This is a genomic window from Amylibacter sp. SFDW26 (genome assembly GCF_009184395.1).
Taxonomy (GTDB): Bacteria; Pseudomonadota; Alphaproteobacteria; order Rhodobacterales; family Rhodobacteraceae; genus Amylibacter.
The window spans coordinates 1,215,311-1,238,886 of record NZ_WEIC01000001.1; the positions used below are offsets into that span (position 1 = coordinate 1,215,311).

The following is a 23,576-nucleotide window of genomic DNA, read 5'->3' on the forward strand; positions in this document are numbered from 1 at the left end:
TTTGCCTGCGGCCTGAAATCGTCGGGACGGCAGATAGTCCGCGCGCCCCTAACTCTTAGCTACACCCGCTGGTTGCCCCGCATGTGTTGCATTTCATACATGTGCCGTTGCGAACCAATGTGTAGTTACCGCAATCGCCACAAGCGTCGCCTTCATAGCCTTGCATTTTGGCTTTGGTGCGATCATCCATTTTGGTGACAGGGGCTGCCACTTGGGCCGCAGCCGCTGTCACCGCTTCGGTTGAACCAGCAACCTGCTGGCCTCCCCCCCCGAAAAGATTTCCAGAACCACCTTGCAGTACCACCAATTCTTGCGGCATGCGGTTACGGTGATACCCTGGAGAAACAACCTGTTTTAGCATCGCTACCGCATCATCAGATGCTGGCTGAATATTGCTTTGACCTTCTTCAACACCGCGACCCAATTCGTCGAATGTTTCGCCTGTTGGTTTTACGTGCGCCAGATCAGAACGATCTAGGTAAGACACGGCCAATTCGCGGAAGATGTAATCCAGAACAGATGTTGCATTCTTAATGCTGTCATTACCTTGAACCATGCCCGCAGGATCGAAGCGTGTGAATGTAAACGCATCCACGAACTCTTCTAGCGGCACACCATATTGCAGGCCAACAGACACCGCGATAGCGAAGTTGTTCATCATAGCGCGGAAGCCAGCACCTTCTTTGTGCATATCGATAAAGATTTCACCGATGGAGCCGTCTTCATACTCACCTGTACGCAGGTAAACTTTATGGCCACCCACAACAGCTTTCTGAGTATAACCTTTGCGACGCTCTGGAAGTTTTTCACGTGAACGGCGGTTCACTTCCTTAACGATCACCTTCTCAACGATCTTCTCGGCTAGGATAGTCGCGCGCTCACCTGCTGGTGCTTCGGCCAATACTTCATCCAGATCCTCATCATCATCGTCTACCAGTGCTGATGCCAATGGTTGTGACAGTTTTGATCCATCGCGGTACAAAGCATTCGCTTTCACACCCAATGACCAAGACAATTCATATGCTTCCTGACAATCTTCGATCGTTGCATCATTTGGCATGTTGATCGTTTTAGAGATCGCACCAGAGATAAATGATTGTGCCGCAGCCATCATAGTAATGTGGCTTTCAACAGACAGGTAACGTGTACCGATGCGACCACAAGGATTTGCACAGTCAAATACACCGTAATGCTCTTCTTTCAAGTGCGGGGCACCTTCAAGGGACATTGTACCACAAACGTGGTTATTTGCTGCTTCCACTTGTTTCTTGCTGAATCCAAGGTGTGACAGTAAATCAAACGCTGGGTCATTCAACTGTGCTTCTGGAATACCCAATGTGCCTTTGCAGAAGTCTTCACCCAATGTCCATTGGTTGAAAACGAAACGAATGTCGAATGCTGTCGGAAGCGCTGCTTCGATTTTATCCAACTCGTCTTTGCCAAAGCCATGACCAGTCAACGTTGTATGGTTAATATCAGGTGCATTGCCCATTGTTCCGTGACCAACAGCATAGGAAATAATTTCTTCACCTTGAGATGGAGAATACCCCAACATTATTAATGCAGCAGGAACGGATTGGTTGATAATTTTAAAGTAACCACCACCTGCTAGTTTCTTAAACTTAACCAATGCAAAGTCTGGCTCGATACCTGTTGTATCACAATCCATCACCAGACCGATTGTGCCTGTTGGCGCAATCACTGATACTTGTGCGTTACGGTACCCATGGGCTTCACCCAACTTCACCGCTTCATCCCAAGCTGCTGTTGATAGCTTGATCAAGTCCTGATCAGGACAGCTTGCATGATCCAAAGGAACAGGCTTCACTTCCAGACCTTCATAGCCTTCAGTTTCAGCATAAGCCGCATTGCGGTGGTTGCGCATCACACGCAACATATGGTTCGCATTTTTCTGATACCCTGGGAATGGCCCCAATTCTTTCGCCATCTTCGCAGATGTCGCATAAGATGTACCAGTCATAATCGCCGTCAATGCACCACAAAGTGCGCGACCTTCAGCTGAATCGTATGAGTACCCCATATTCATCAGCAAACCACCGATGTTGGCATAACCCAGACCCAATGTGCGGAATTCATATGAACGTTGAGCAATCTCTTTAGATGGGAATTGCGCCATCAATACTGAGATTTCCAATGTCATCGTCCACAACTGTGTCGCGTGGATATAATCATCGGCTTGGAACTTGGCATCTTTGTAGAACTTCAACAAGTTCATCGATGCCAAGTTACAAGCTGTATCGTCTAGGAACATATACTCAGAACATGGATTTGATCCGCGGATATCACCATCTTCTGGACATGTGTGCCATGCGTTGATTGTATCGTGGTATTGAACACCCGGATCAGCACAAGCCCAAGCAGCGTGACCAACCTCTTCCCACAGGTCGCGGGCTTTAACAGTTTTAGAAACTTTACCGTCTGTACGGCGGATCAATTCCCAGTCGCCATCATTCTTAACAGCTTTCAAGAAAGAGTCAGTGACACGAACAGAGTTGTTCGAGTTTTGGCCAGCCACTGTGACGTATGCTTCTGAATCCCAATCTGTGTCATATGTTGGGAACTCAATGCTGCTGTAACCTTGCTTTGCGTACTGTAGAACGCGGTTTACATAAGTTTCTGGGATCATTGATTTTTTAGCTGACTTAACAGCTGTTTTCAGACCCGCATTTTTCTTCGGATCAAATGCATCCAGCTCGGTGCCATCCCAGTTGCGAATAGCGCTGAAAATCTCGTTCAATTTTTGCTCGTGAAGTTTAGAACCAGCAACCAATGAGGCCACTTTTTGCTCTTCTTTCACTTTCCAAGTGATGAACTCTTCTACATCTGGGTGATCCATATCACAGATCACCATCTTCGCTGCACGACGTGTCGTACCACCAGATTTAATCGCACCCGCTGCACGGTCACCGATTTTAAGGAAAGACATCAAACCAGATGATTTACCACCACCACCTAACGACTCTTCTGAGCTGCGCAATGATGAGAAGTTTGTACCTGTACCAGAACCATATTTGAACAAGCGCGCTTCACGCACCCAAAGATCCATAATACCGCCTTCGTTCACAAGGTCATCATCCACGGATTGGATGAAACATGCGTGTGGCTGTGGATGCTCGTATGAGCTGCTTGATTGTGTCAGTTTACCTGATTTGTAATCAACATAGTGGTGGCCTTGTGATGGGCCATCAATACCGTATGCCCAATGAAGACCAGTGTTGAACCACTGTGGGCTGTTTGGCGCTGCCATTTGGCTGGCCAGCATGAAACGCATTTCATCATAATATGTCTTTGCGTCAGCTTCGGTGTCAAACATGCCACCTTTCCAGCCCCAGTATGCCCAAGCACCTGCAAGACGGTCGAACACTTGCTTTGATGATGTCTCACCGCTGTACGTGTCGGAATTCTTTACCTGCTTACCATCTGCTGGCTCAGACCGCCAAAGAAACTCTGGAACGCCTTTTTCTTTCACACGTTTAAGATCAGATGAAACACCCGCTTTGCGGAAATATTTCTGTGCAATCACATCTGCGGCCACTTGTGACCAACCTGTTGGAACTTCTACGTTCTCTAATGAGAAAACGATAGAACCGTCTGGATTGCGAATTTCGGAAGTTGTCTTATGGAACTCGATGCTTGCGTATGCATCTTTTTTTGAGTCAGTAAATCGGCGGTCGATCTTCATTTTGTCCCCTGTCACTTTGGAAAACCTATCGCATTGCCTGAATCGACGCACATAGGTTTATTTTAATTTTATAATGTCACCCCTGCCTCATGACACCATATGTAGTACCCATCGAAGCGACTGCACACAACCTGTACCAAGAGGCACAACGGGTCAACGAAAATATTCACGAAATGGTCATATTTTGTTATTGACCTAAAATTTGAAAAAGCGCGTTCAAAAAATGAGACCGCATGAGTGACGTTCAGGTCATATCTTTTGCCAATATAACGAAGCCATACAATGCCTTAAAAACACTATAAAATTATTGGTATATCTGTCATTTTAGGATCAGATGTTAAATTGGATGAATCCAAGATTTGCATACGAATCTGTAAAAATTACATCAACGAAAAAAATGACCTGACCTCACGTCACTATAATGAACTTAACTTGGTAAACTTAGATGAATTGATACTTTTGTTAGGGTATAGATAAAATAAACCCCAGTGCAGAAAACTGCACTGGGTTTATATTTCTAGGATTTTAGAAAATGGTCGGGACGGCTGGATTCGAACCAACGACCCCTTGTACCCAAAACAAGTGCGCTACCAGACTGCGCCACGCCCCGACTATTTGGCGGGGTTTAAATTGCTCTGAGCAAAATGAAAACCCCTAAAGTGAAGAACTATACTATTTTTTACACGGCAAAGCGGCAATTGCTGGGTCAAATGCTGGATGCTGTAACAGTGCCCCTTCTTTAAGGCCCAAATTTTGGGCTAAACCACCATTCAACTCCAAAACGGCAAAGACATCATTCCCGCCAAAGATCGGCGTTTCATCTAATGGTACCGCATTACTATGCACTTTTGTAACGACACCTACTTCATTAATAAAAAGCATATCTAAAGGAATCAAAGTATTGCGCATCCAGAAACTGGCGGTCTGTGGAGCCTCATAAACAAACAGCATGCCGGAAAACTTGGGCATAGTTTCACGAAACATCAGCCCTTTGTTGCGCTCAGCTTCTGTATCAGCGACTTCAATTGCAAAGGATGCAGAATTTTTCCCCGACTGGACAAGAACTCTATCAACCGCGCAATTAGCAAAGCCCTGCGTAGGCAGGGCTAAAATGAAAGCGACAGAAACTATATATTTACTTTTCCGAAGCAAAATCCCAGGACCTGATTTCAACAGCCAATATGCCACGCGGGCCAGAGGCTGTTCGCACAGAAACCGCTTCACTTTGTTGAAGTTCTGATATGCCATAAGCCCGCAACACTTCTGCATGAACAAAGATATCCTCTGTGCTTCCAAAGACATTTAAGAAACCAAATCCTTTAACTTTATCAAACCACTTTACACGCGCAGGTGTCAGCTCAGAATGTTCCGATAAAGTTGATAGATCAATACCCGCTTCTTCTAAACCACGCAGTGCATTTTCTGGCACACTATCAGGCTGTGCAAGATGCACAATTTCTGCTGCCTGCTGACCCCGATCAGATGACACCACATTAATTTCAATTTTAGTGCCTTCCGCTACTGAACTATGGCCGTAGTTCCGTAAGACATTTGCATGTAGCAAGATGTCTGGACCACCGTCATCATCGATGACAAACCCAAATCCTTTTGCGGTATCAAACCACTTAACTGTACCCGTTTTCTTCTGCATTTTGTTCCCCGTCTTGCCTTACTCTTATAAATTGCTAAAAAAAAGGCAACAAAATTCAAAAGAAATGTTACATAAACGCATAATTATCGCGTGTTTTCAAAAATTTAGTGCTGAATGTCACTCTTTATAAGTGTAATTTAGTTTAAAAAAGCATGCAACAACAATCATGGGTTGAGCCTAACTTTAGTCCAAGTTTTTACGTTGACGTCACGTCTCCATTGAAACCGATCATGAAGTCTAAATGCACCATCAGACCAAAATTCAAACTCGGTTGGCTGTATTCTATACCCCCCCCAAAAATCTGGACGTGGTGGAGAAATTCCTAATTTAAGTCCATATTCAGCAACCCTTTTTACCAAATCAGCTTTATGCTCCAATACTTGCGACTGCTTGCTGGCATAAGCCCCAATACGGCTCTTAAGTGGGCGCGAATTGAAATATTCATCGGCTACATCACCATCTTCACGTACAACAGTGCCACGCACACGAATTTGACGACGCAACGATTTCCAATGCAAAACAATCGCTGCTTTACCAGCACCATCAATCTCTTGTGCTTTCTGGCTTCCATAGTTGGTATAAAAGACAAAAGCGTCGTCCTCGATGTCTTTCAGTAAAACCATACGCACATTTGGCATACCGTCATGATCGACTGTCGAAAGCGCCATTGCGTTCGGATCATTAATCTCAGTCTTTTGTGCCTCAGCCAACCATTTTCGGGCAAGCAAAAATGGATTATCCCCCGCAAATAATTCTGCGTTTTCTGACATTTTCGTGTTTCCTTGCTATTTTATGTATACGTTATTTGGTGCATAAAGCAAACTACAATACAAACGTTACTCAAACATCACAATTTGCCCTAGTGTTACAGATAGCATCTCGTTATCCTAAGGAAAGATTTTAATTACCAAGATGGGGACTTATATGTCGCAAGGAATTATGGCTGGTAAGCGCGGGCTTATTATGGGTGTCGCAAATGACAAGTCTATAGCATGGGGCATTGCACGTGCTTGTTCTGAACAAGGTGCAGAACTTGCGTTTTCATACCAAGGCGAGGCATTAGGCAAACGGGTTAAGCCTCTAGCTGAAAGCATTGATTGTGACATCGTTCTAGAATGCGATGTAACCAACGACGAATCCATTGATGCACTCTTCGCAGAGCTCGAAGCCAAATGGGGTAAATTAGACTTTGTTGTTCACGCCATCGGTTTCTCTGACAAAAACGAACTGCGCGGCCGTTATGTAGACACAAGTGCTGCAAACTTCCGTATGACGATGGATATCTCTGTTTTTTCATTCACAGCAGTAGCACAGCGCGCCGAAAAAATGATGCCCGATGGTGGTTCTTTGCTGACGCTAACATATTACGGCGCCGAAATGGTTATGCCGCATTATAACGTGATGGGCGTTGCAAAAGCGGGCTTAGAGGCATCTGTAAAATACATGGCAATGGATCTTGGTCCAAAGAACATTCGTGTAAACGCTCTATCTGCAGGCCCAATCAAAACATTGGCAGCCTCTGGTATCGGAGATTTCCGCTATATTCTAAAGTGGAACGAATTGAATTCGCCACTGCGCCGCAATGTGACAACCGAAGATGTTGGTAAATCTGCTCTATACCTTCTGTCTGATTTGGCATCTGGCGTAACGGGTGAAAACCTGCATGTTGATTCGGGCTATCACATCGTTGGTATGAAAGCCGAAGACGCCCCAGACATAGACGTTGCCACTGGTCGCAAATGACAACAAGTGCCTTTTTAGCCGTTGCTATACTCCATTTAATGGCAGCTATCAGCCCAGGACCGGCAGTTTTAATGGCTGCGCGCATTGGTGTCACCGAAGGCTTAAAAACAGGGTTCTCCGTTGCTTTCGGAATAGGCATGGGAGCCGTTTTTTGGGCAGCCGCAGCCCTATTTGGCCTTGCATTATTGTTTGAATATGCACCTGTCTTATTAACTTTATTCAAAGTTGCAGGCGGCATTTTCTTGATTTATATGGCCTACAAGCTTTGGAAAACCGCAGATGAACCGCTACCACTAGAGAGCAAAAACAAAGTACCAAGATCATTGCGAAGTGGCTTTTTACTGGGTTTACTCACACAGCTTACAAACCCAAAACCTGCTATTCTGTTTGCTGCAATTTTCGTAGGTACCGTTCCAGAAAGTACGGGAATAGGCGTTTACGTTGCACTTCTCACAGTCGTGTTTTTGAATGAAACCATATGGAATACTATGGTTGCACGTATCTTTTCGCTTAATGTCACACGTACAGTTTACATCAGTCTCAAAGGACTTATTGACCGCGTGTTCGGTGGCTTACTTGCCGTACTAGGTGTCAAAATCGCAGCGACTTAAATGCATATTCAGCCATATGGAAGCAACATAAACCATGAAAAAAAACTCTAGATTGTCTCCAGAAACCATCGCCGCACAGGCAGCAGGTCAGATTGACGAAAAAACAGGGTCCGTTATTCCCCCCATCCAAATGGCAACAACATATGCCCGTGATGAAAACTATGAGCGGCGCGAAGACTTAATTTACGCCCGCTATGGCACACCAACATGTGGCCAAGCCGAAAATGTTTTGGCAAAACTGGAAGAGGCCGAAGATGCGTTATTCTTCAACTCGGGCCTATCCGCCGCGGCCGCCGTATTGGAAAGCCTTCCAGCAGGCGCACATATCGTCGTCCCTGAAAACATGTACTTCGGTGTTCTTGTCTGGATGCAGCGCCAAGCCGATAAAGGTTATTTAAGTTTAGACACTTATGTACCAGCTGATTTGGATAGTCTCGAATCCGCGATGCGCGATGATACAGCACTGATTTGGGTGGAAACACCAACCAATCCGACATGGGCTGTTACAGATATAGCCGCCGTTTCAAAAATTGCCAAAGCCAAAGGTGCACTAGTATTGGTCGACAGCACCACTGCGCCACCTTGCACAACTAAGCCATTAAACCTTGGCGCTGATTACGCCTTTCACTCTGCAACAAAATATCTAAACGGCCACTCCGATGTATTGGCAGGCGCTTTATCAACCAACCTAATAGATGATCGTTGGGAAGATATTGGCGTTGTCCGTAAACTCCAGGGTACCGCCCTACCTGGTTTTGAAGCATGGTTGGTTATGCGCGGCATGCGAACACTTTACGTGCGCTGGAATAAAGCGTGTGAAAATGCGATAAAGATTGCCAAGCACTTCAATGATCACCCGCTTGTAGAACGCGTTCAATACCCAGGTTTGCCAAATGACCCAGGTCACGCCATTGCACAAAAACAAATGACAGGTGGCTTTGGCGGCATGATGTCGATCCTAGTCAAAGGAAGTGAACAAGCGGCACGTAATGTGGCACGAAACACAGAGCTGTTCTTACCAGCCACTTCATTGGGCGGTGTTGAAAGCTTAATCGAACACCGTTTCACTATCGAAGGGCCTGATTACGGTGTAGCGGAAAACTTGTTACGCTTGTCAGTAGGAATTGAGGATGCCGACGACCTGATTGCAGATTTGGAACAAGCTATTACACGCGCTTGTGGATAAGTGTGCAAACATTAGAAGCTAATTCAGAGGAGATTAAATGCGAATTGTTTCCGAGGAAGACTGGAAAGAGTATACATTCCCACACGTAACCACTTCTATACTCGCAACGGTTTCTGATGGTCATGCCTGCGATATGCATCTGCATTGGGTTTCTTTATTGTATCATAAATATAGGCTTGGAAGTTGGCAAAACATTCTTCCCGACCCAAAGATGATTGACGATAAAACTTATCTCATGTGGCATAATGAGGAATATTGTATTTTTCACAAAACTCATGAGAAATTTGGCGAACACATTATTGAATGTGCACATCCCTACTCAGAAAAATTATTCGTATTCTTCGATTATTTTAGCTTAGAACCCGCTTTTAATGCCCTTAATAAAGGAAGCGCAGAACAGATCCCCTATATCCCAACCTATTACGCCCATCCCCATGACAGATATGATTATAAAACTGGGGGGCATCTGTGGAAGTAAAGCCAATATCTATTATAGGCTACAGTAACATTGGTGGTCTTTCATGTATTGGATGTTAACCATTTACCCACCGCAGCATGTGCTAACGTCACCCTTTTGCCCCAATCTTTCCCATCAATTATCACATAGTTTAAGTCGAACTCTTTTAATAAGGTTTTTAATCTGTCGAAAAACCATAACCTTGTATCTTGGTCTTCGGCATATCGAGTACCATCATCAATCCAAGCAACATCTGGATTAAGTAGTAGATAGAAATCTGCAAAAATTGCACTTTCTAAAATATCTTTCAAAGTATGGGGAATATACCCCAGTAAATATTCAGCCCACACAATTGTCTGCAAGATATCTGTATCTTCGAACAAAACATAATTAGAATGCTTTACAGTTGCATCGCGCAATGCAATTTGACCATTAACGATGGCCGTGAAATCTACGTCGGTCCAATCTGTCCCTTGCTTAAATTCAGCATCGTAATCTCGACCATATTCGCGGATGAATTCAGTCATATAGGTATCGGCTAAAAGCTTAGTTAATGTCGTTTTCCCTGCACTTTCAGGACCAAGTAGGCAAATATTTCTTTGATAATAGGACCGAACAGGCTCTGGTATATATTTCCAATTTTCATACGGGGCGCTTCTGATTTGCGTTGCAGATATTGGGATGTTTTTTCTGTCGATATCTACGACAAATGGTTCAGCACCCAATTCATTGGCTAAATGAATGACATATTCCTCTGAGCCAAAAACCACATCAATAGTTTCAGGATGAGCCTCTTTTATTGTAGCCTTCCAAATATTCCAAAAATTAACATGCTCAGATGGTTCTTGCGGTATATCTTTGTGTAAATGAATGAGCTTAATATCTGGCGGCGCACACTTAGTAATCCAATCAAATCTCAGTTGTCCGTCTATAGGTTCGCAATCTCTTGTACATACCAAGACCGTCAATTCATCAACCATTGCATTAGCAACATCACACATGAATAAATGCCCATTATGAACAGGCATAAATTTACCAAGTAAGAACCCTCTTTTTACAGACATCTTATGACGCAGCTAGTTTAGCTTTAGCTTTCCACTGAAATAGACCGATTATAGCAAGAACTAAGAAAACACCGTACAATGCTGCAGTTGGCGTTAAGTCTTTTACAACAAACAAGCCGATGGCAAGCACATCTACGATAATCCATAGATACCAGCTTTCGATATTCCTGCGTGATAATAAGAATTGAGCAAGCACACTCAAGACAGCGATTGAGCCGTCCCAATAAGGATATGATGCATCCGTTAAATTAGCCATTAATGTACTTAGTATTAACCAGCCAACGACTGCAGTCATTAGATAAGATAAATATTGGGTTTTGGGTAAAAACTCTACAATGATTTTACCATCATCTTCACGCCCCTTAAGCCAAAACCAAAGCCCATAAAACTGGATGAAAAAGTAATACACCTGAAGCAGCGCATCGCTATAAAGTTGATAGTCGTAAAATATCTTGGCATATAGAACAACCATTACGAACCCGAATGGATAGTTCCATATCGACCGTCGAATAATTAAGCTGACATTAATAAGTCCACAAATTACAGCCGTTATCTCAATTGGCCGCGAACCAACCATTTGTATTAAAAAATCTATCATCGTCGTATAATGGCCCAAACCAATTTATAATTAAACTAATTCATAATACACCACGGATGAAAACGACAACCATTAATACGCCTTCAACCCTCCAATCAGTCACCTGCTAAATATCATGTTACAGCATTATGCAGCGTAACATAACTCATCTGGCAATAGCCCATCTTTAAGGCGCAATTGGATTGCCCGGCATGCGCGTGGAAAAGCAAAAACCGATGCTCTCTCGTCAACAGCACTTAGAAGGCAAATCTCAGCTGTTGAAGTATCGACCACTAAGACACCATATTCCGTTCCATCAGCTTTGAAGAAGCGGTATGTAAGTAACGGTTCTGCTTTTTCAATACACTTTAAACCAATGTATATTGCCATTTCTCACGCCCAAACGATATGATTTTCAAGAATTTTTGTATATTCATGCACGAACCATAGCAATCATGTGGTATGGGTTTCAATCATCCAATTTCAAGTTCTTCGCTCAAGACCAATTTCTGGATTTAAGGTTTGACTGCCTTTAAAGGAACCAATGTAAAAAACCACCGTGCGCACCCCATACTTCAAATTAACCTTCGCCCCCGTATAACTACAGCGTCGACAAAAGTGGTTCACGGGGGCCGAAGGGCGGGTAACAGCGTCAAATGAAGCCTACTAACACTTAACAGTTAAGATATCAGTGCAAGGGTCCATCAAACCCTTGTTCGGCAATATACCACACTTAGGTGGCGCCACCGTTTTAACAATACATAGGTAAACAAATAGATAACCCCGCCAGACAAGATGCTGACGGGGCAAAAATAATGCTCAGTAAAAAGTTATTTATACTTTTTTACACCAGATGTAGTTCTGGAGATACTATTAGAAACTTTACCGCGTGTAGCTTTATTAACTGCATTACGCTTTCCAAAAAATGAAGCCTTCGCAGTTTTGTCTTTTGATACAACGCTTTGTGTTGTTTTCAAGTCAACATGGTCACGTCCACCTTTAGCTTGCACTGGTGCTGATAAAGAAGCCGCAAGACTAATTGCAGTTGCGCCGATTACGATTGATTTTACGAAGATGTTTTTCTGTGTCATGGTCTGTATCCTTATAGAGAATTTCTGATTACCCACAGAAAACACGATCCAATCATAAAGCTCCAACCACGTTTGTTGAAGTTTCTGTTGAGGGACGTGAAGTCTGGTTAAGTAAAAACCATAATTTTAAGTGTGAACATTATAACTTATTAATATTATTTAATATTTTCACTTACAGTTTGTTACATTTACACACATTCAGCGTGAACTCATCATCGCCCTGCCTGGAAAATAATTGATAATGAAATGATAATCACAACGATGTTAGACAGGTTGAGCCGTTTCCACCACGCGCACAAAGAAAGACGCACCAATCGGGCTGATCTCATCATTAAAATTATACGTCGTTTGATGCAGTCCAGCGCTCGGACCATTACCAATAAACAGATACGCACCGGGAGCTTCTTGCAAGAAATAGGAAAAATCCTCAGCAGCCATCATTGGAACCGCATCCATACTCGCATGATCATCACCCACAACCTCTGCCGCAGCCTTGGTTGCAAAAGCAGCTTTGGCTGCATCATTAACAGTTGCAGGATATCCATGTTGGTAATCTAGCCTGGCGGTTGCACCGTACATTGCAGCAACATGCTCCATAATTGTTTTTAACCGCTCCATTGCCTTTGCCCGGACATCCTTTTTAAACGTGCGCAAAGTTCCCACAATTTTTGCACGATCCGAAATCACATTGTCTGCGGTCCCTGCATTAAACCGCGTAACCGACAGCACCACACTATCCACTGGGTCAACTGTACGGCTGACAATGGTTTGCAAATTTTGCACCATTGCTGTGCCAACAATAATCGGGTCAATTGTCAAATGTGGCTGTGCAGCATGGCCATCTTTACCTGTGATCTCAATCTCAAACACATCTGCAGCTGCCATCAAAGGTCCTGCGCGCGTTTCAATCGTACCCACCTCTTGGTTCGGCATATTATGTATGCCGTAAACTTGGGAAATGCCGTATTTATCCATCAAGCCTTCTTCGACCATCATACCAGCACCTGCGCCACCCTCTTCGGCTGGTTGGAAAATCAAAACAACACGGCCTGAAAAATTGCGCGTTTCCGCCAGATATCGCGCTGCCCCCAGCAGCATCGTAGTATGACCATCATGCCCACAAGCATGCATCTTGCCCTCTATTTTAGAGGCATAAGGCAATCCTGTTTCCTCTGGCATCGGCAATGCATCCATATCTGCACGCAAACCAATGGTATCGCCTTCAGACTTACCGTTTATGACCGCAATAACACCCGTCTTTGCCCAACCTTGGGAAATCTCATCAACACCGAATTCTTCCAATCGGGCTGTAACAAAGGCTGCTGTTTCCACGCAATCATATTCCAACTCTGGATTTTCATGCAAATGTTGGCGCCATGCGGTCATATCGTCATAATAATCAGCAATGCGGTTGATCACGGGCATGGCGGGTTTACTCCTAAAGATTCAAGTTCATAATAGGCAGAGAAATTTCCATTAGAAAAGCCCAACAATGACAAAAAACCGCGATGATAGCCAAGCCCTTTGCCTTAACTCAAATGGTGGTCTCCCCCGACTGTTGGAAATCATGGCGCGTTTGCGAGACCCAGAAACGGGATGCCCTTGGGATATTGAGCAAAGTTACAAATCCATAGCACCTTATACGATCGAAGAGGCCTATGAGGTTGCTGACGCCATTGAACAGGATGACATGGCCGAATTGGAAGGCGAATTGGGTGATCTGTTATTGCAGGTGGTTTACTATACCCAGATGGGTTCAGAAGATGGATCATTCACTTTTGAAACTGTGACAAAGAAAATTGCCGATAAAATGGTACATCGCCATCCACATGTATTTGGCGATGAGAACCGCGATAAATCGGCAGATCAACAAACAGCGGATTGGGAAAAGATCAAAGCAGCAGAACGTGCTGCCAAAGGCGAAACGCAGTCTAAGACTTTGGATGGCGTTGCAAAGAATCTGCCAGCCCTCACCCGTGCTGTGAAACTGCAAAAGCGCGCCGCGCGTGTTGGCTTTGATTGGCCTTCCACACAAGGCGTTTTGGATAAAATCATTGAGGAAAGTCAAGAATTAGTCGAAGCGCGTGAAACACTGACACACGATGAACAGGTCGAAGAATATGGTGATCTGATGTTCGTCATGGCAAATCTTGCGCGCCATTTGAAAATCGATCCAGAAGAAGCCTTACGCAAAACCAACGCCAAATTTACCCGTCGTTTTGAAGGGGTAGAAGCAAAGCTTGCGGATATGGGCAAAACACCGCAGCAATCTGACCTAAAAGAAATGGATGCCTTGTGGGATGCGGTTAAAGTAGATGAGCGCAATAATACATAGCACACGTACGGTCAAAATAACCGCTCTTGCCAACGTTCTTAAAAAAGGAATAACTGCATCATTCCAACTTCTACACAAATATAAGTGAATCTGATGTCTTCCATAATTTCAGTACAAGATCTTTCCAAAGAATATGACAATGGCTTTAAGGCTCTGAAAAACATCAACCTAGAGATAGAACAAGGCGAGGTAATCGCTTTGTTAGGTCCAAATGGTGCAGGAAAAACAACCTTAATATCAATAATATGCGGCTTAGTAAGCCCAACTTCAGGTCAAGTACTAGTCGGTGGTAACAATGTCATAAAGGACTACCGCAAAGCCCGCTCCATGATTGGCTTAGTACCACAGGAAATTGCACTAGAACCTTTTCAATCGGTTATGAATGGAATGAAGTTTACCCGTGGTTTATTTGGTAAGCGCCCAGATGCGGAGCTCATGAAAGACATACTGATGCGGCTATCTCTTTGGGATAAAAGAGACGCTAAAACCATGGAATTATCAGGTGGCATGAAAAGACGTGTTCTTATCGCCAAAGCCCTTTGCCATGAACCTGCGGTACTTTTCCTCGATGAACCTACTGCGGGCGTAGATGTTGAATTACGCAAAGATATGTGGGCTGTGATAGAACAACTCAAAGCCGAAGGCGTTACCATTATCCTTACCACCCACTACATCGAAGAAGCTGAAGCTATTGCCGATCGCGTGGGTATCATCAGAAAGGGTGATTTACTGCTCGTCGAGCAAAAAGAAACTCTGATGCAACGTATGGGACAACGTCAAATGGTAATTGAATTATCAGAGCCAATTATTGCTATTCCAAAAAATTTGAAGCCATTCAATTTGGAATACTCATCTGAAGATTTAACACTTACATATAGCTATGAAGCCAGTGGTGAACGTACAGGAATCGCATCCCTTTTTACAGAACTGAGCAATGCCAAAATCATATTACGCGATGTTCAAACTCACCAAAGCTCACTTGAAGATATCTTTGTTGACCTTATTGGAGACAAATCATGAATTTTCCAGGGATGAAATCCATATACCTCTTTGAAATGGCCCGCTTCTATCGCACCATATCCCAAAGCCTGTTTTCACCCGTGCTCTCAACCGTACTTTATTTTATCGTATTTGGGTCAGCCATTGGATCACGCATTCAAGAGGTCGATGGTGTCTCATACGGTGCATTCATTGTACCTGGCCTGATCATGTTGTCAGTCTTAACTCAAAGTATTTCAAATGCTTCGTTCGGCATCTATTTTCCAAAATTCTTAGGATCCATATATGAATTACACACAGCCCCTATTTCCTATCTAGAAATTGTTATTGGATATGTCGGTGCTGCAGCCACCAAATCAATCATCATCGGTTTGGTTATTTTAGCTACCGCTTCTTTATTTGTACCGCTACACATACAACACTTTCCAGCAATGATCGCTTTCTTAGTCTTGACCAGCATATCTTTCAGCCTGTTTGGCTTTATCATCGGCCTTTGGTCAAAGAACTTCGAACAACTACAACTGGTTCCTTTACTGGTTATCACACCTTTGGTGTTTTTGGGTGGCAGTTTTTATTCGATTTCCATGTTACCGCCATTTTGGCAAACCGTGACCTTATTTAACCCCGTAGTATATCTTATATCTGGGTTTCGTTGGAGTTTTTATGGCACTTCTGATGTCAGCCTTGGTCTAAGCTTGGCGATGATTTTCCTATTTCTGATTACATGCCTTGGGGTTATTTGGTGGACATTTAAAACAGGTTTTAAAATCAAAGATTAATAAATAATAAAGTGGTCTTAACGAGACATTTTTTTATTGTATAATTTCTTTACCCAACATCCTTTAGAATGATAGGCATAATCAACATAATTAAGGCTGACCAATGACCGTACTTCAAGTTGCATCACTTTTAATTGTCCTTGCGGGCGTATTTGGAGCTATTAACTATCTGTTTTTAAAGCTCCCTTCTGCCATTGGTATCTTAATTGTCGCATTATTAGCATCACTTAGCGTTATGGGATTAGAGTTTCTTATTCCAAGCCTAGAAGTAACCGATGCGATCCAAAATATTGCTTTAGATATCGAGTTTTCTGAGGCCCTATTGGAAGGCATGTTGGGTTTGCTTCTATTTGCAGGCGCATTACATGTGAAGCTAGGAGATCTGCGTCAACAAGCATGGGTCGTCTTGCTTATGGCCACATTAGGAGTGGGCATTTCCACTGTTGTGGTCGGATACGGCTTCAGTTGGATCACAGGCGCCCCGCTCCTGATCGCGTTGGTATTTGGCGCGCTGATCACACCGACAGACCCAGTTGCAGTCTTAGGCGTATTGCGCGAGGCAAACTTGCGCAAAACCCTAGAAACAAAGATTGCGGGCGAAAGCCTGTTTAATGACGGTGTTGGCTATGTGGTTTTCCTTGTCTTGGTTGGCATCGCCTTTCCATCTGGTGATCACCATGCCGAAGGTGCATCAGGTGCTGCAAAATTGTTTTTCCAGGAAGCCGTTGGAGGGGCACTATTAGGCGCTATTCTAGGGTATCTTGTATTCCAAGTGATGAAACGCATCGATGATTACCCCTTGGAGGTTTTACTCTCTCTTGGGCTTGCCTTTGGCGGTTACCAACTGGCAGTGGCCCTTCATATGTCTGGCCCGATTATGGCTGTTGTTGCAGGACTGTTTATCGGTGATGTTGGTGTGAAATACGGCATGTCCGAACAAACACGTCTATATTTGGATGGATTTTGGCAACTCATAGATGAGATTCTAAATGCTGTTTTATTCCTGCTAATAGGGATCGAAGTCTTCGTTGTAACCTTTGACGCAAGTGCTCTTTTTGCAGGTGTTCTATGCATCGGACTTGCCCTGATTGGTCGTGCAGCCGCTGTGACGGCACCAATCATATTGCTGAAACCATTCCGCACATTCACAGCAGACGTCATTCCGATTATGACATGGGGTGGTATTAAAGGGGGTATATCTGTTGCCCTTGCGCTGACATTACCTGACAGCGAATGGAAACCAATCATCCTAACGGCAACCTACGTCGTTGTGATTTTCTCGATTATAATCCAAGGCTTAACCATTGCCTCATTAGCAAAACGGTTGGGCCGCGAACCAGATTTGCTGTGATATGACAGATTATCTGGTTTATGACGTTTTCACAAAAGATGTATTTGGCGGCAATCAATTGGCTATTATTCCTGACGCCACTGGATTAGCCGAAAAACATTTGCAAAAAATCGCGGCTGAGTTCAATTTTTCAGAAACGACTTTCGTATACCCTGCTGAAAACTCAAATCACACTGCTAAGGTGCGTATTTTTGATCCTAAAAACGAACTCCCATTCGCGGGCCACCCAACAATAGGCACAGCAGTTGCCCTGTCAGATTTAGGTGGACATGATAAAATGATCCTTGAGCTTGGGGTTGGACCTATTCCTTGTAAGGTTCAAAAAGGAGTACCCAGCAGCGCCGCATTCACCTCAACAATTCCCTTAGAGCGTTTCGGCATCATACCTGTGGATATGATTGCAGCCTGCTTATCTCTACCTTCAACAGCTATCGTGACTGAAACGCATATGCCAGAAATGGCCTCTGTGGGTTTACCTTTTGCGATGATCGAACTTGATAGTTTGGAAAGCTTAGCCAAGGCGACTGTAAAGACGGATGTATATGCGAATGCCAACGCGTCACATGGCACCAACATAGATACCTTTGCCACCTATGCTTATGTCAAAACGGATACAGGTTTTCAGGCGCGAATGTTTGCACCTTTGAGTAACATTCCAGAAGATCCTGCAACGGGCAGTGCCGCCGCAGCGCTTGGAACATATCTTACAGCACTTAGTGGGAAAGCTTTGAACACAACCATTATGCAAGGCGTGGAAATGGGGCGACCATCTGCGATCAACATTTCAACGACAATTGAAAGTGGTGTACCAACTTCTGTCACAGTACAGGGTTACGCCGTGAAAGTTATGCAAGGTCAACTTGCTTTTTAACCCTTCCCTTGGGTTGTCCATTAAATTGTTATAGACGTTAACGTAAACGGACTTGCAGGATCGGTGCGAGACTTTAAAAAGCAATCAAAGGGGACCTGATATGACAAAAGACAGTATCATAGCACGCTGCGAGGCACATGGCCTGCGTATGACAGGTCAACGCCGTGTGATTGCGGATGTATTGCAGACCTCAACAGATCATCCAGATGTAGAAGAATTATATGCGCGCGCTTCTGCGATCGATGTGGGCATTTCGATCGCCACGGTTTACCGCACTGTGAAACTATTTGAAGAAACAGGTATTTTAGAGCGCCGTGAATTTGGCGATGGGCGTGCACGTTATGAAGATGCCGAACGCGAACATCATGACCATCTGATCGATATGAATTCAGGTGAGGTTATCGAATTCATTGATAAAGAAATCGAAGCATTACAAGAAAAGATCGCCGAAAAATTAGGGTATGAATTGCGTGGGCATCGTTTGGAATTATACGGTGTGCCAAAGAAACCAAAAGAATAGCGAATTAAAAACATAAATATGGAAAACACCCGTGGCATTTTACTGATGGTCTTTTCCATGTTTGCATTCGCTTCATCGGATGCATTCATCAAAGCAGCTTCGAACAACGATCTAAGCCCCGCCCAGATTATTTTTGTGTTGGGTATCGTGGCTACTATCGCTTTTTCTGTGGTCTGTTTGGTCAACAAACAAAACCCTCTGCCAATGACATTCTTTGCACCTGCAGTTCTGTTACGCAACTTTGGTGAAGTTTTAGGGACAACAGGTGTAGTATTGGCTTTGGCCTATACGGATATATCAACGATGTCATCGATCCATCAGGCAACGCCATTGATGGTAACATTAGGCGCAGCCGTTATCCTTGGCGAAACCGTGGGATGGCGGCGCTGGACCGCCATTACCTTTGGTTTTCTATGCGTTGTTCTCATCATACGCCCTGGTCTTGATGGGTTTGATGCAAACGCCCTGTTTGCCCTTGTGGGTGTGCTTGGCCTGTCCATTCGTGATTTGGCAACGCGCAGGATCAAAGACAGTGTAACCACACTGCAATTGTCCGTCTTTGGATACCTTATCCTGGTCCCTGTTGGGTTTATCATGATCCAGCTAGAGGGTAGTGATCTGACATATATCCTGACAACATCGCACTTAGAGCAGGTCTATATGATCGGCATCATCATCTGTTCCATGCTGGCCTATATCACCATCACAGCTTCGGTACGGTTGGGGCAAATTTCTGCAATCGTTCCATTCCGCTATAGCCGCTTAATTTTCGCACTTTTTTACGGAATCGTTTTCTTTGGTGAACGCCCTGATTGGCAAACACTTTTGGGGGCTACTGGCATAATAGCGTCAGGTTTCTTTCTTATGATGCGAGAACGCGACATCCAAACCCTTCCATCTGACGAGAGTTCACGTTAAAGAGCCTCAACTTTTATAGCTAAAAAGGACTGTTCCCTTATGAGCACCATTATCGAAATCACAGCACGCGAAATTTTAGACAGCCGTGGCAACCCAACTGTCGAAGTCGACGTATATCTTGAAAGCGGCGCTATGGGCCGTGCAGCAGTGCCATCAGGTGCCTCAACAGGTGCGCATGAAGCTGTTGAATTGCGCGATGGCGACAAGAACAGATACTTTGGTAAAGGCGTTCAAAAAGCGGTTGATGCTGTGAACGGCGAAATCGCTGACATGTTGTTGGGTGCGGATGCGTTGGAACAGGTCGAAATCGACAATGCAATGATCGAATTGGACGGCACGCCAAACAAATCCCGCTTGGGCGCAAATGCGATCCTTGGTGTTTCTATGGCTATTGCGAAAGCAGCTGCTGAATTCTCTGGCCAACCTTTGTACCGCTATGTGGGCGGCACATCAGCACGCATTTTGCCAGTGCCAATGATGAACATCATCAATGGTGGTGAACATGCAGATAACCCAATCGACATCCAAGAATTTATGGTGATGCCAGTGGCAGCGGAAAACGTAAAAGATGCGATCCGTATTGGTGCTGAAATTTTCCACACTTTGAAAAAAGAATTGTCAGCCGCGGGTCATAACACAGCCGTTGGTGATGAAGGCGGGTTTGCGCCAAATCTAAGCTCTACAACAGAGGCTTTGGATTTCATCATGACCTCTATTGAAAAAGCGGGCTTTAAGGCTGGCGAAGAGATTTATCTGGCTTTGGATTGCGCATCATCAGAATACTATGAAGATGGCGTTTACAACTACAAAGGCGAAGGTAAGAAACTGACGTCTGCTGAAAACGCTCAGTATTTGGCTGACCTTGTGGGCAAATACCCAATCATCAGCATTGAAGATGGTATGGACGAAGATGATTGGGATGGTTGGAAAGCCCTGACTGATATGATCGGCGACAAGTGCCAATTGGTGGGTGACGATCTGTTCGTAACAAACACAAAGCGTTTGGTGGATGGCATCGAAAAGGGTTCAGCGAACTCTATCCTTGTGAAAGTAAACCAAATCGGCAGCTTGACGGAAACTTTGGAAGCCGTTGAAATGGCGCACCGCGCTGGTTTCACATCTGTGATGTCTCATCGTTCTGGCGAAACAGAGGATGCAACAATCGCTGATTTGGCTGTTGCTACAAACTGTGGTCAGATCAAAACAGGTTCCTTGTCCCGTTCAGACCGTATTGCGAAATACAACCAATTGATCCGTATCGAAGAGATGCTTGGTGAAACTGCACAATATGCAGGGAAATCTATCCTAAAAGGATAAGGTTTCGCATTTAAGATGCATTCAAAATATCCTGTCGCGGGGTTACGCCGTATCGGCGCTTAAAAGCTCGCGACAGGGCCGCAGAACTGGAAAAGCCCACCTTCTGCACCACCGCTTTCAAACGGGTACCACGCGCCAATTCTGCCCGTGCCAAAGACAATCGCCAACTTGATAGATACTCACCCGCAGGAACGCCCACCACTTTGTGGAACGTGTTGGAAAAATGCGTGCGCGACATACCTGCGATTTGTGCCAAGTCTTCGATCAGCCAACTTTTTTGCGGGTCATTGTGCATAGCCACAATTGCATAGGATAGATTGGGATGCGTTAAACCTGCGATCAAACCAACCTCTGCCTCGCCCTTCTCCATCAAATGGCGCAGCAATTGGATCACCATGATTTCACACAGACGGTCGATCACGGCATTCCCCCCACAGCGCGGGGCATAGGATTCAGTGATCAGCATGTCAGCGACGGCTTTTAGGGCTTTCGCATCATTCAGCGGAATCGTCACAACATCGGGTAAAGCCAACGCAATGGGATTCGCATCGCCGCCCATATCGACAGAGGCACAGATGAACTCTGCATCCTGCGTATCCGCATAGCCACAAACGCCTTTCAGGCCACCGTGTGGGAAGAATATCAGCACTGGTGTATCGTCGGTATTTTCAGGGAAATCCGTATTATGCTTATGCAATGATCCCTTTGTTATAATGAACAAATTCGGGCTTAATTGCCCCTTATCCATCATCGCAGGCACACGGCATGCACCAAGGGACAGCACATGCGTATCGACGCGAAAACTGTTGATGAGTGCGGACAGTCTGTCTGGTTTGGGCGGCATAGATATCGTACTTTGGATCAACTTATTTGAACAAAATGTATCTTATAGTACAGTATTGTCAAGAAAAGGCAAAGGATTCTCCTGTGCCCGTTTTATAAAACAAGGACATATAATGCTTACTCCCCGTCAAAAAACACCTGATCTTTCTGTTGAAACTGTTGCCCATGGTTCATTCGATTTAAGCTCGGAAGGATCAGAAAAATTTACATTGGTTGTGTTCTACCGCGGTATTCACTGCCCGATCTGTGCAAATTATCTAAAAGAACTTGAACGCTTGATGCCAGAATTCGCCCAACGCGGTGTGAATGTGATAGCACTTAGCGGTGACACACAAGAAAAAGCAGCGCAGATGGTAGAAGCATCTGGTGCGAATAAATTGCGTATCGGTTATGGTGTGTCATTGGAAAAAGCCCGTGAATGGGGTCTTTATACATCCGAAGGTATCGGTAAAACATCGAATGGCATCGAAGAACCTGCCATCTTTGCTGAACCAGGTCTGTTTCTAGTACGCCCAGATCAAACACTTTATTTTGCATCCATTCAAACGATGCCATTCACACGCCCATCCTTCAAAGAAATGCTTGGTGCTTTGGATTTCGTCATCGCAAAAGACTACCCAGGTCGTGGCGAATATACAGGCGCTGTTTAAACCGCCCTATGCACCGCGAGCCATTCGCGGTGCACCCCAACTTGCCCTTTGACGCAAAGAGCATAGACCGTTAAACCCATTTCAAACAAAGGGGCAAGACGATGTCTGACGTAGAAGCGCACGAACCACAGATTTATCTGATCACACCAACCACGTTTGATTTAGCGACCTTTGGCCCGCAACTGGCCAAGGTTCTGGATGCACATGCGGTGGCTTGTGTGCGCTTGACGATGGCCAGCACCGATGAACGTGAGATTTCACAAGCAGCGGATCAATTGCGCGAGATTTGCCACGCCCGTGAAGTGGCTATTGTGATTGAAAGCCATTTCCGTCTTGTCGAAACACATGGGCTGGACGGTGTGCATTTGCCAGACAGTTCACGCCAAGTGCGCGATGTCCGCAAAGCACTGGGCCCTGATGCCATTGTCGGCACATATTGTGGAGCGTCCAAACATGCTGGCATGACTGCAGGTGAAATTGGTGCGGATTACGTGGCCTTTGGCCCTGTTGGCGAAAGCGCATTGGGTGATGGCACTTTGGCAGAATTTGAAACCTTTGAATGGTGGTCAGAAATGGTCGAAGTGCCTGTGATTGCCGAAGGGAATGTCACATTAGAGATTGCCAAGACACTGGCACCTGTCGTCGATTTCTTTGGCTTGGGTGATGAGATTTGGACCTCGGATGATCCTGTGGCTGCATTAGATAAATATCTAAAAGTGATCGCTTAATTAAACACTGAAAGAGTGTTTATTTTACACGAATAAACAATCAACGTCTGTTATGGTGGACTTTGCTGCCGTTCACAAATTGACTAACCTGTGAGTGCATATTTGATCTTCAAATGGCTGTGCGATCCGCGCTTTGCACCTTTTGATATTGAGGACACCGTTGAGGCAGAGCCCATATTTCT

Annotated in this window: 24 protein-coding genes and 1 tRNA gene; 14 read left to right on the forward strand and 11 right to left on the reverse strand. The window is 44.7% G+C overall.

Going from position 1 to position 23,576, the window contains the following annotated elements:
* Positions 1-55: 55 nt before the first annotated feature.
* From F9L33_RS06155 to pdxH, 5 genes are all read right to left on the reverse strand, one after another.
* Entirely contained in the window at positions 56-3,703 is a 3,648-nt protein-coding gene (locus F9L33_RS06155; protein WP_152141831.1) for a vitamin B12-dependent ribonucleotide reductase, read from the reverse strand.
* 533 nt (positions 3,704-4,236) lie between these two features.
* Positions 4,237-4,313, reverse strand: a tRNA-Pro gene (locus F9L33_RS06160).
* A 62-nt stretch (positions 4,314-4,375) separates the two neighbouring features.
* Entirely contained in the window at positions 4,376-4,855 is a 480-nt protein-coding gene (locus tag F9L33_RS06165; protein ID WP_226803971.1) for a DUF192 domain-containing protein, read from the reverse strand.
* Positions 4,839-5,354: a cold-shock protein gene (locus tag F9L33_RS06170; protein ID WP_152141833.1), complete on the reverse strand. Its 516-nt coding sequence runs from the start codon at positions 5,352-5,354 to the stop codon at positions 4,839-4,841. The genes F9L33_RS06165 and F9L33_RS06170 overlap by 17 nt, the downstream gene beginning before the upstream one ends.
* A 164-nt stretch (positions 5,355-5,518) precedes the next feature.
* Positions 5,519-6,124 (reverse strand): pyridoxamine 5'-phosphate oxidase, encoded by a 606-nt coding sequence (gene pdxH, locus F9L33_RS06175; protein ID WP_152141834.1) that lies wholly within the window; start codon positions 6,122-6,124, stop codon positions 5,519-5,521.
* A gap of 154 nt (positions 6,125-6,278) precedes the next feature.
* On the opposite strand from pdxH, the gene fabI reads away from it, so the two are divergent.
* The 4 genes from fabI to F9L33_RS06195 are packed head-to-tail and all read left to right on the forward strand — an operon-like array spanning position 6,279 to position 9,372.
* Positions 6,279-7,097: an enoyl-ACP reductase FabI gene (gene fabI / locus F9L33_RS06180; protein WP_152141835.1), complete on the forward strand. Its 819-nt coding sequence runs from the start codon at positions 6,279-6,281 to the stop codon at positions 7,095-7,097.
* 38 nt (positions 7,098-7,135) lie between these two features.
* Positions 7,136-7,708: a LysE family translocator gene (locus F9L33_RS06185; protein WP_226803985.1), complete on the forward strand. Its 573-nt coding sequence runs from the start codon at positions 7,136-7,138 to the stop codon at positions 7,706-7,708.
* Positions 7,709-7,742: 34 nt separating this feature from the next.
* On the forward strand, positions 7,743-8,894 hold the full coding sequence (locus tag F9L33_RS06190; protein WP_152141837.1) for a PLP-dependent aspartate aminotransferase family protein: 1,152 nt from the start codon (positions 7,743-7,745) through the stop codon (positions 8,892-8,894).
* A 37-nt stretch (positions 8,895-8,931) separates the two neighbouring features.
* Positions 8,932-9,372 carry a hypothetical protein gene (locus F9L33_RS06195; protein ID WP_152141838.1) on the forward strand — a complete coding sequence of 147 codons (441 nt, stop codon included), beginning with the start codon at positions 8,932-8,934 and terminating at the stop codon, positions 9,370-9,372.
* A 41-nt stretch (positions 9,373-9,413) separates the two neighbouring features.
* Here F9L33_RS06195 and F9L33_RS06200 read toward each other — a convergent pair whose 3' ends face one another.
* The 5 genes from F9L33_RS06200 to F9L33_RS06220 all read right to left on the reverse strand — a co-directional run bounded on the left by F9L33_RS06200 (position 9,414) and on the right by F9L33_RS06220 (position 13,508).
* Positions 9,414-10,415, reverse strand: coding sequence for an AAA family ATPase (locus tag F9L33_RS06200; RefSeq protein WP_152141839.1), 1,002 nt, complete (start codon positions 10,413-10,415; stop codon positions 9,414-9,416).
* A gap of 1 nt (position 10,416) precedes the next feature.
* Positions 10,417-11,013: a nicotinamide riboside transporter PnuC gene (gene pnuC / locus F9L33_RS06205; protein WP_370452083.1), complete on the reverse strand. Its 597-nt coding sequence runs from the start codon at positions 11,011-11,013 to the stop codon at positions 10,417-10,419.
* Between the two features lie 126 nt (positions 11,014-11,139).
* The gene (locus F9L33_RS06210; RefSeq protein ID WP_152141840.1) at positions 11,140-11,382 is read right to left on the reverse strand and encodes a hypothetical protein; all 243 of its coding nucleotides are present in this window, start codon (positions 11,380-11,382) and stop codon (positions 11,140-11,142) included.
* A gap of 440 nt (positions 11,383-11,822) precedes the next feature.
* Positions 11,823-12,083, reverse strand: coding sequence for a hypothetical protein (locus tag F9L33_RS06215; protein ID WP_152141841.1), 261 nt, complete (start codon positions 12,081-12,083; stop codon positions 11,823-11,825).
* 264 nt (positions 12,084-12,347) lie between these two features.
* On the reverse strand, positions 12,348-13,508 hold the full coding sequence (locus F9L33_RS06220; protein WP_152141842.1) for a M20 aminoacylase family protein: 1,161 nt from the start codon (positions 13,506-13,508) through the stop codon (positions 12,348-12,350).
* Positions 13,509-13,575: 67 nt separating this feature from the next.
* Between F9L33_RS06220 and mazG the strand changes: the two genes are divergently transcribed.
* From mazG to eno, 8 genes are all read left to right on the forward strand, one after another.
* Entirely contained in the window at positions 13,576-14,418 is an 843-nt protein-coding gene (mazG, locus tag F9L33_RS06225; RefSeq protein ID WP_152141843.1) for a nucleoside triphosphate pyrophosphohydrolase, read from the forward strand.
* A 93-nt stretch (positions 14,419-14,511) separates the two neighbouring features.
* Entirely contained in the window at positions 14,512-15,438 is a 927-nt protein-coding gene (locus F9L33_RS06230) for an ABC transporter ATP-binding protein (protein ID WP_152141844.1), read from the forward strand.
* Positions 15,435-16,196: an ABC transporter permease gene (locus F9L33_RS06235; RefSeq protein WP_152141845.1), complete on the forward strand. Its 762-nt coding sequence runs from the start codon at positions 15,435-15,437 to the stop codon at positions 16,194-16,196. The genes F9L33_RS06230 and F9L33_RS06235 overlap by 4 nt, the downstream gene beginning before the upstream one ends.
* 103 nt (positions 16,197-16,299) lie before the next feature.
* Entirely contained in the window at positions 16,300-17,547 is a 1,248-nt protein-coding gene (locus tag F9L33_RS06240) for a sodium:proton antiporter (protein ID WP_152141846.1), read from the forward strand.
* Position 17,548: 1 nt separating this feature from the next.
* Entirely contained in the window at positions 17,549-18,418 is an 870-nt protein-coding gene (locus tag F9L33_RS06245; RefSeq protein ID WP_152141847.1) for a PhzF family phenazine biosynthesis protein, read from the forward strand.
* Between the two features lie 100 nt (positions 18,419-18,518).
* Entirely contained in the window at positions 18,519-18,938 is a 420-nt protein-coding gene (locus F9L33_RS06250; protein ID WP_152141848.1) for a Fur family transcriptional regulator, read from the forward strand.
* A gap of 18 nt (positions 18,939-18,956) precedes the next feature.
* Positions 18,957-19,856 (forward strand): DMT family transporter, encoded by a 900-nt coding sequence (locus F9L33_RS06255; RefSeq protein WP_152141849.1) that lies wholly within the window; start codon positions 18,957-18,959, stop codon positions 19,854-19,856.
* Between the two features lie 39 nt (positions 19,857-19,895).
* Positions 19,896-21,173, forward strand: coding sequence for a phosphopyruvate hydratase (gene eno / locus F9L33_RS06260; protein ID WP_152141850.1), 1,278 nt, complete (start codon positions 19,896-19,898; stop codon positions 21,171-21,173).
* Positions 21,174-21,183: 10 nt separating this feature from the next.
* Here the strand turns inward: eno and F9L33_RS06265 are convergent, their stop codons facing one another.
* Positions 21,184-22,017, reverse strand: a complete 834-nt coding sequence (locus F9L33_RS06265; RefSeq protein WP_152141851.1) for an AraC family transcriptional regulator — start codon at positions 22,015-22,017, stop codon at positions 21,184-21,186.
* 112 nt (positions 22,018-22,129) lie between these two features.
* Here F9L33_RS06265 and F9L33_RS06270 point away from each other — a divergent pair, with 112 nt between their 5' ends.
* Entirely contained in the window at positions 22,130-22,666 is a 537-nt protein-coding gene (locus F9L33_RS06270) for a peroxiredoxin-like family protein (RefSeq protein ID WP_152141852.1), read from the forward strand.
* A 101-nt stretch (positions 22,667-22,767) separates the two neighbouring features.
* Positions 22,768-23,394, forward strand: a complete 627-nt coding sequence (locus F9L33_RS06275; RefSeq protein WP_152141853.1) for a thiamine phosphate synthase — start codon at positions 22,768-22,770, stop codon at positions 23,392-23,394.
* Positions 23,395-23,576: the final 182 nt, after the last annotated feature.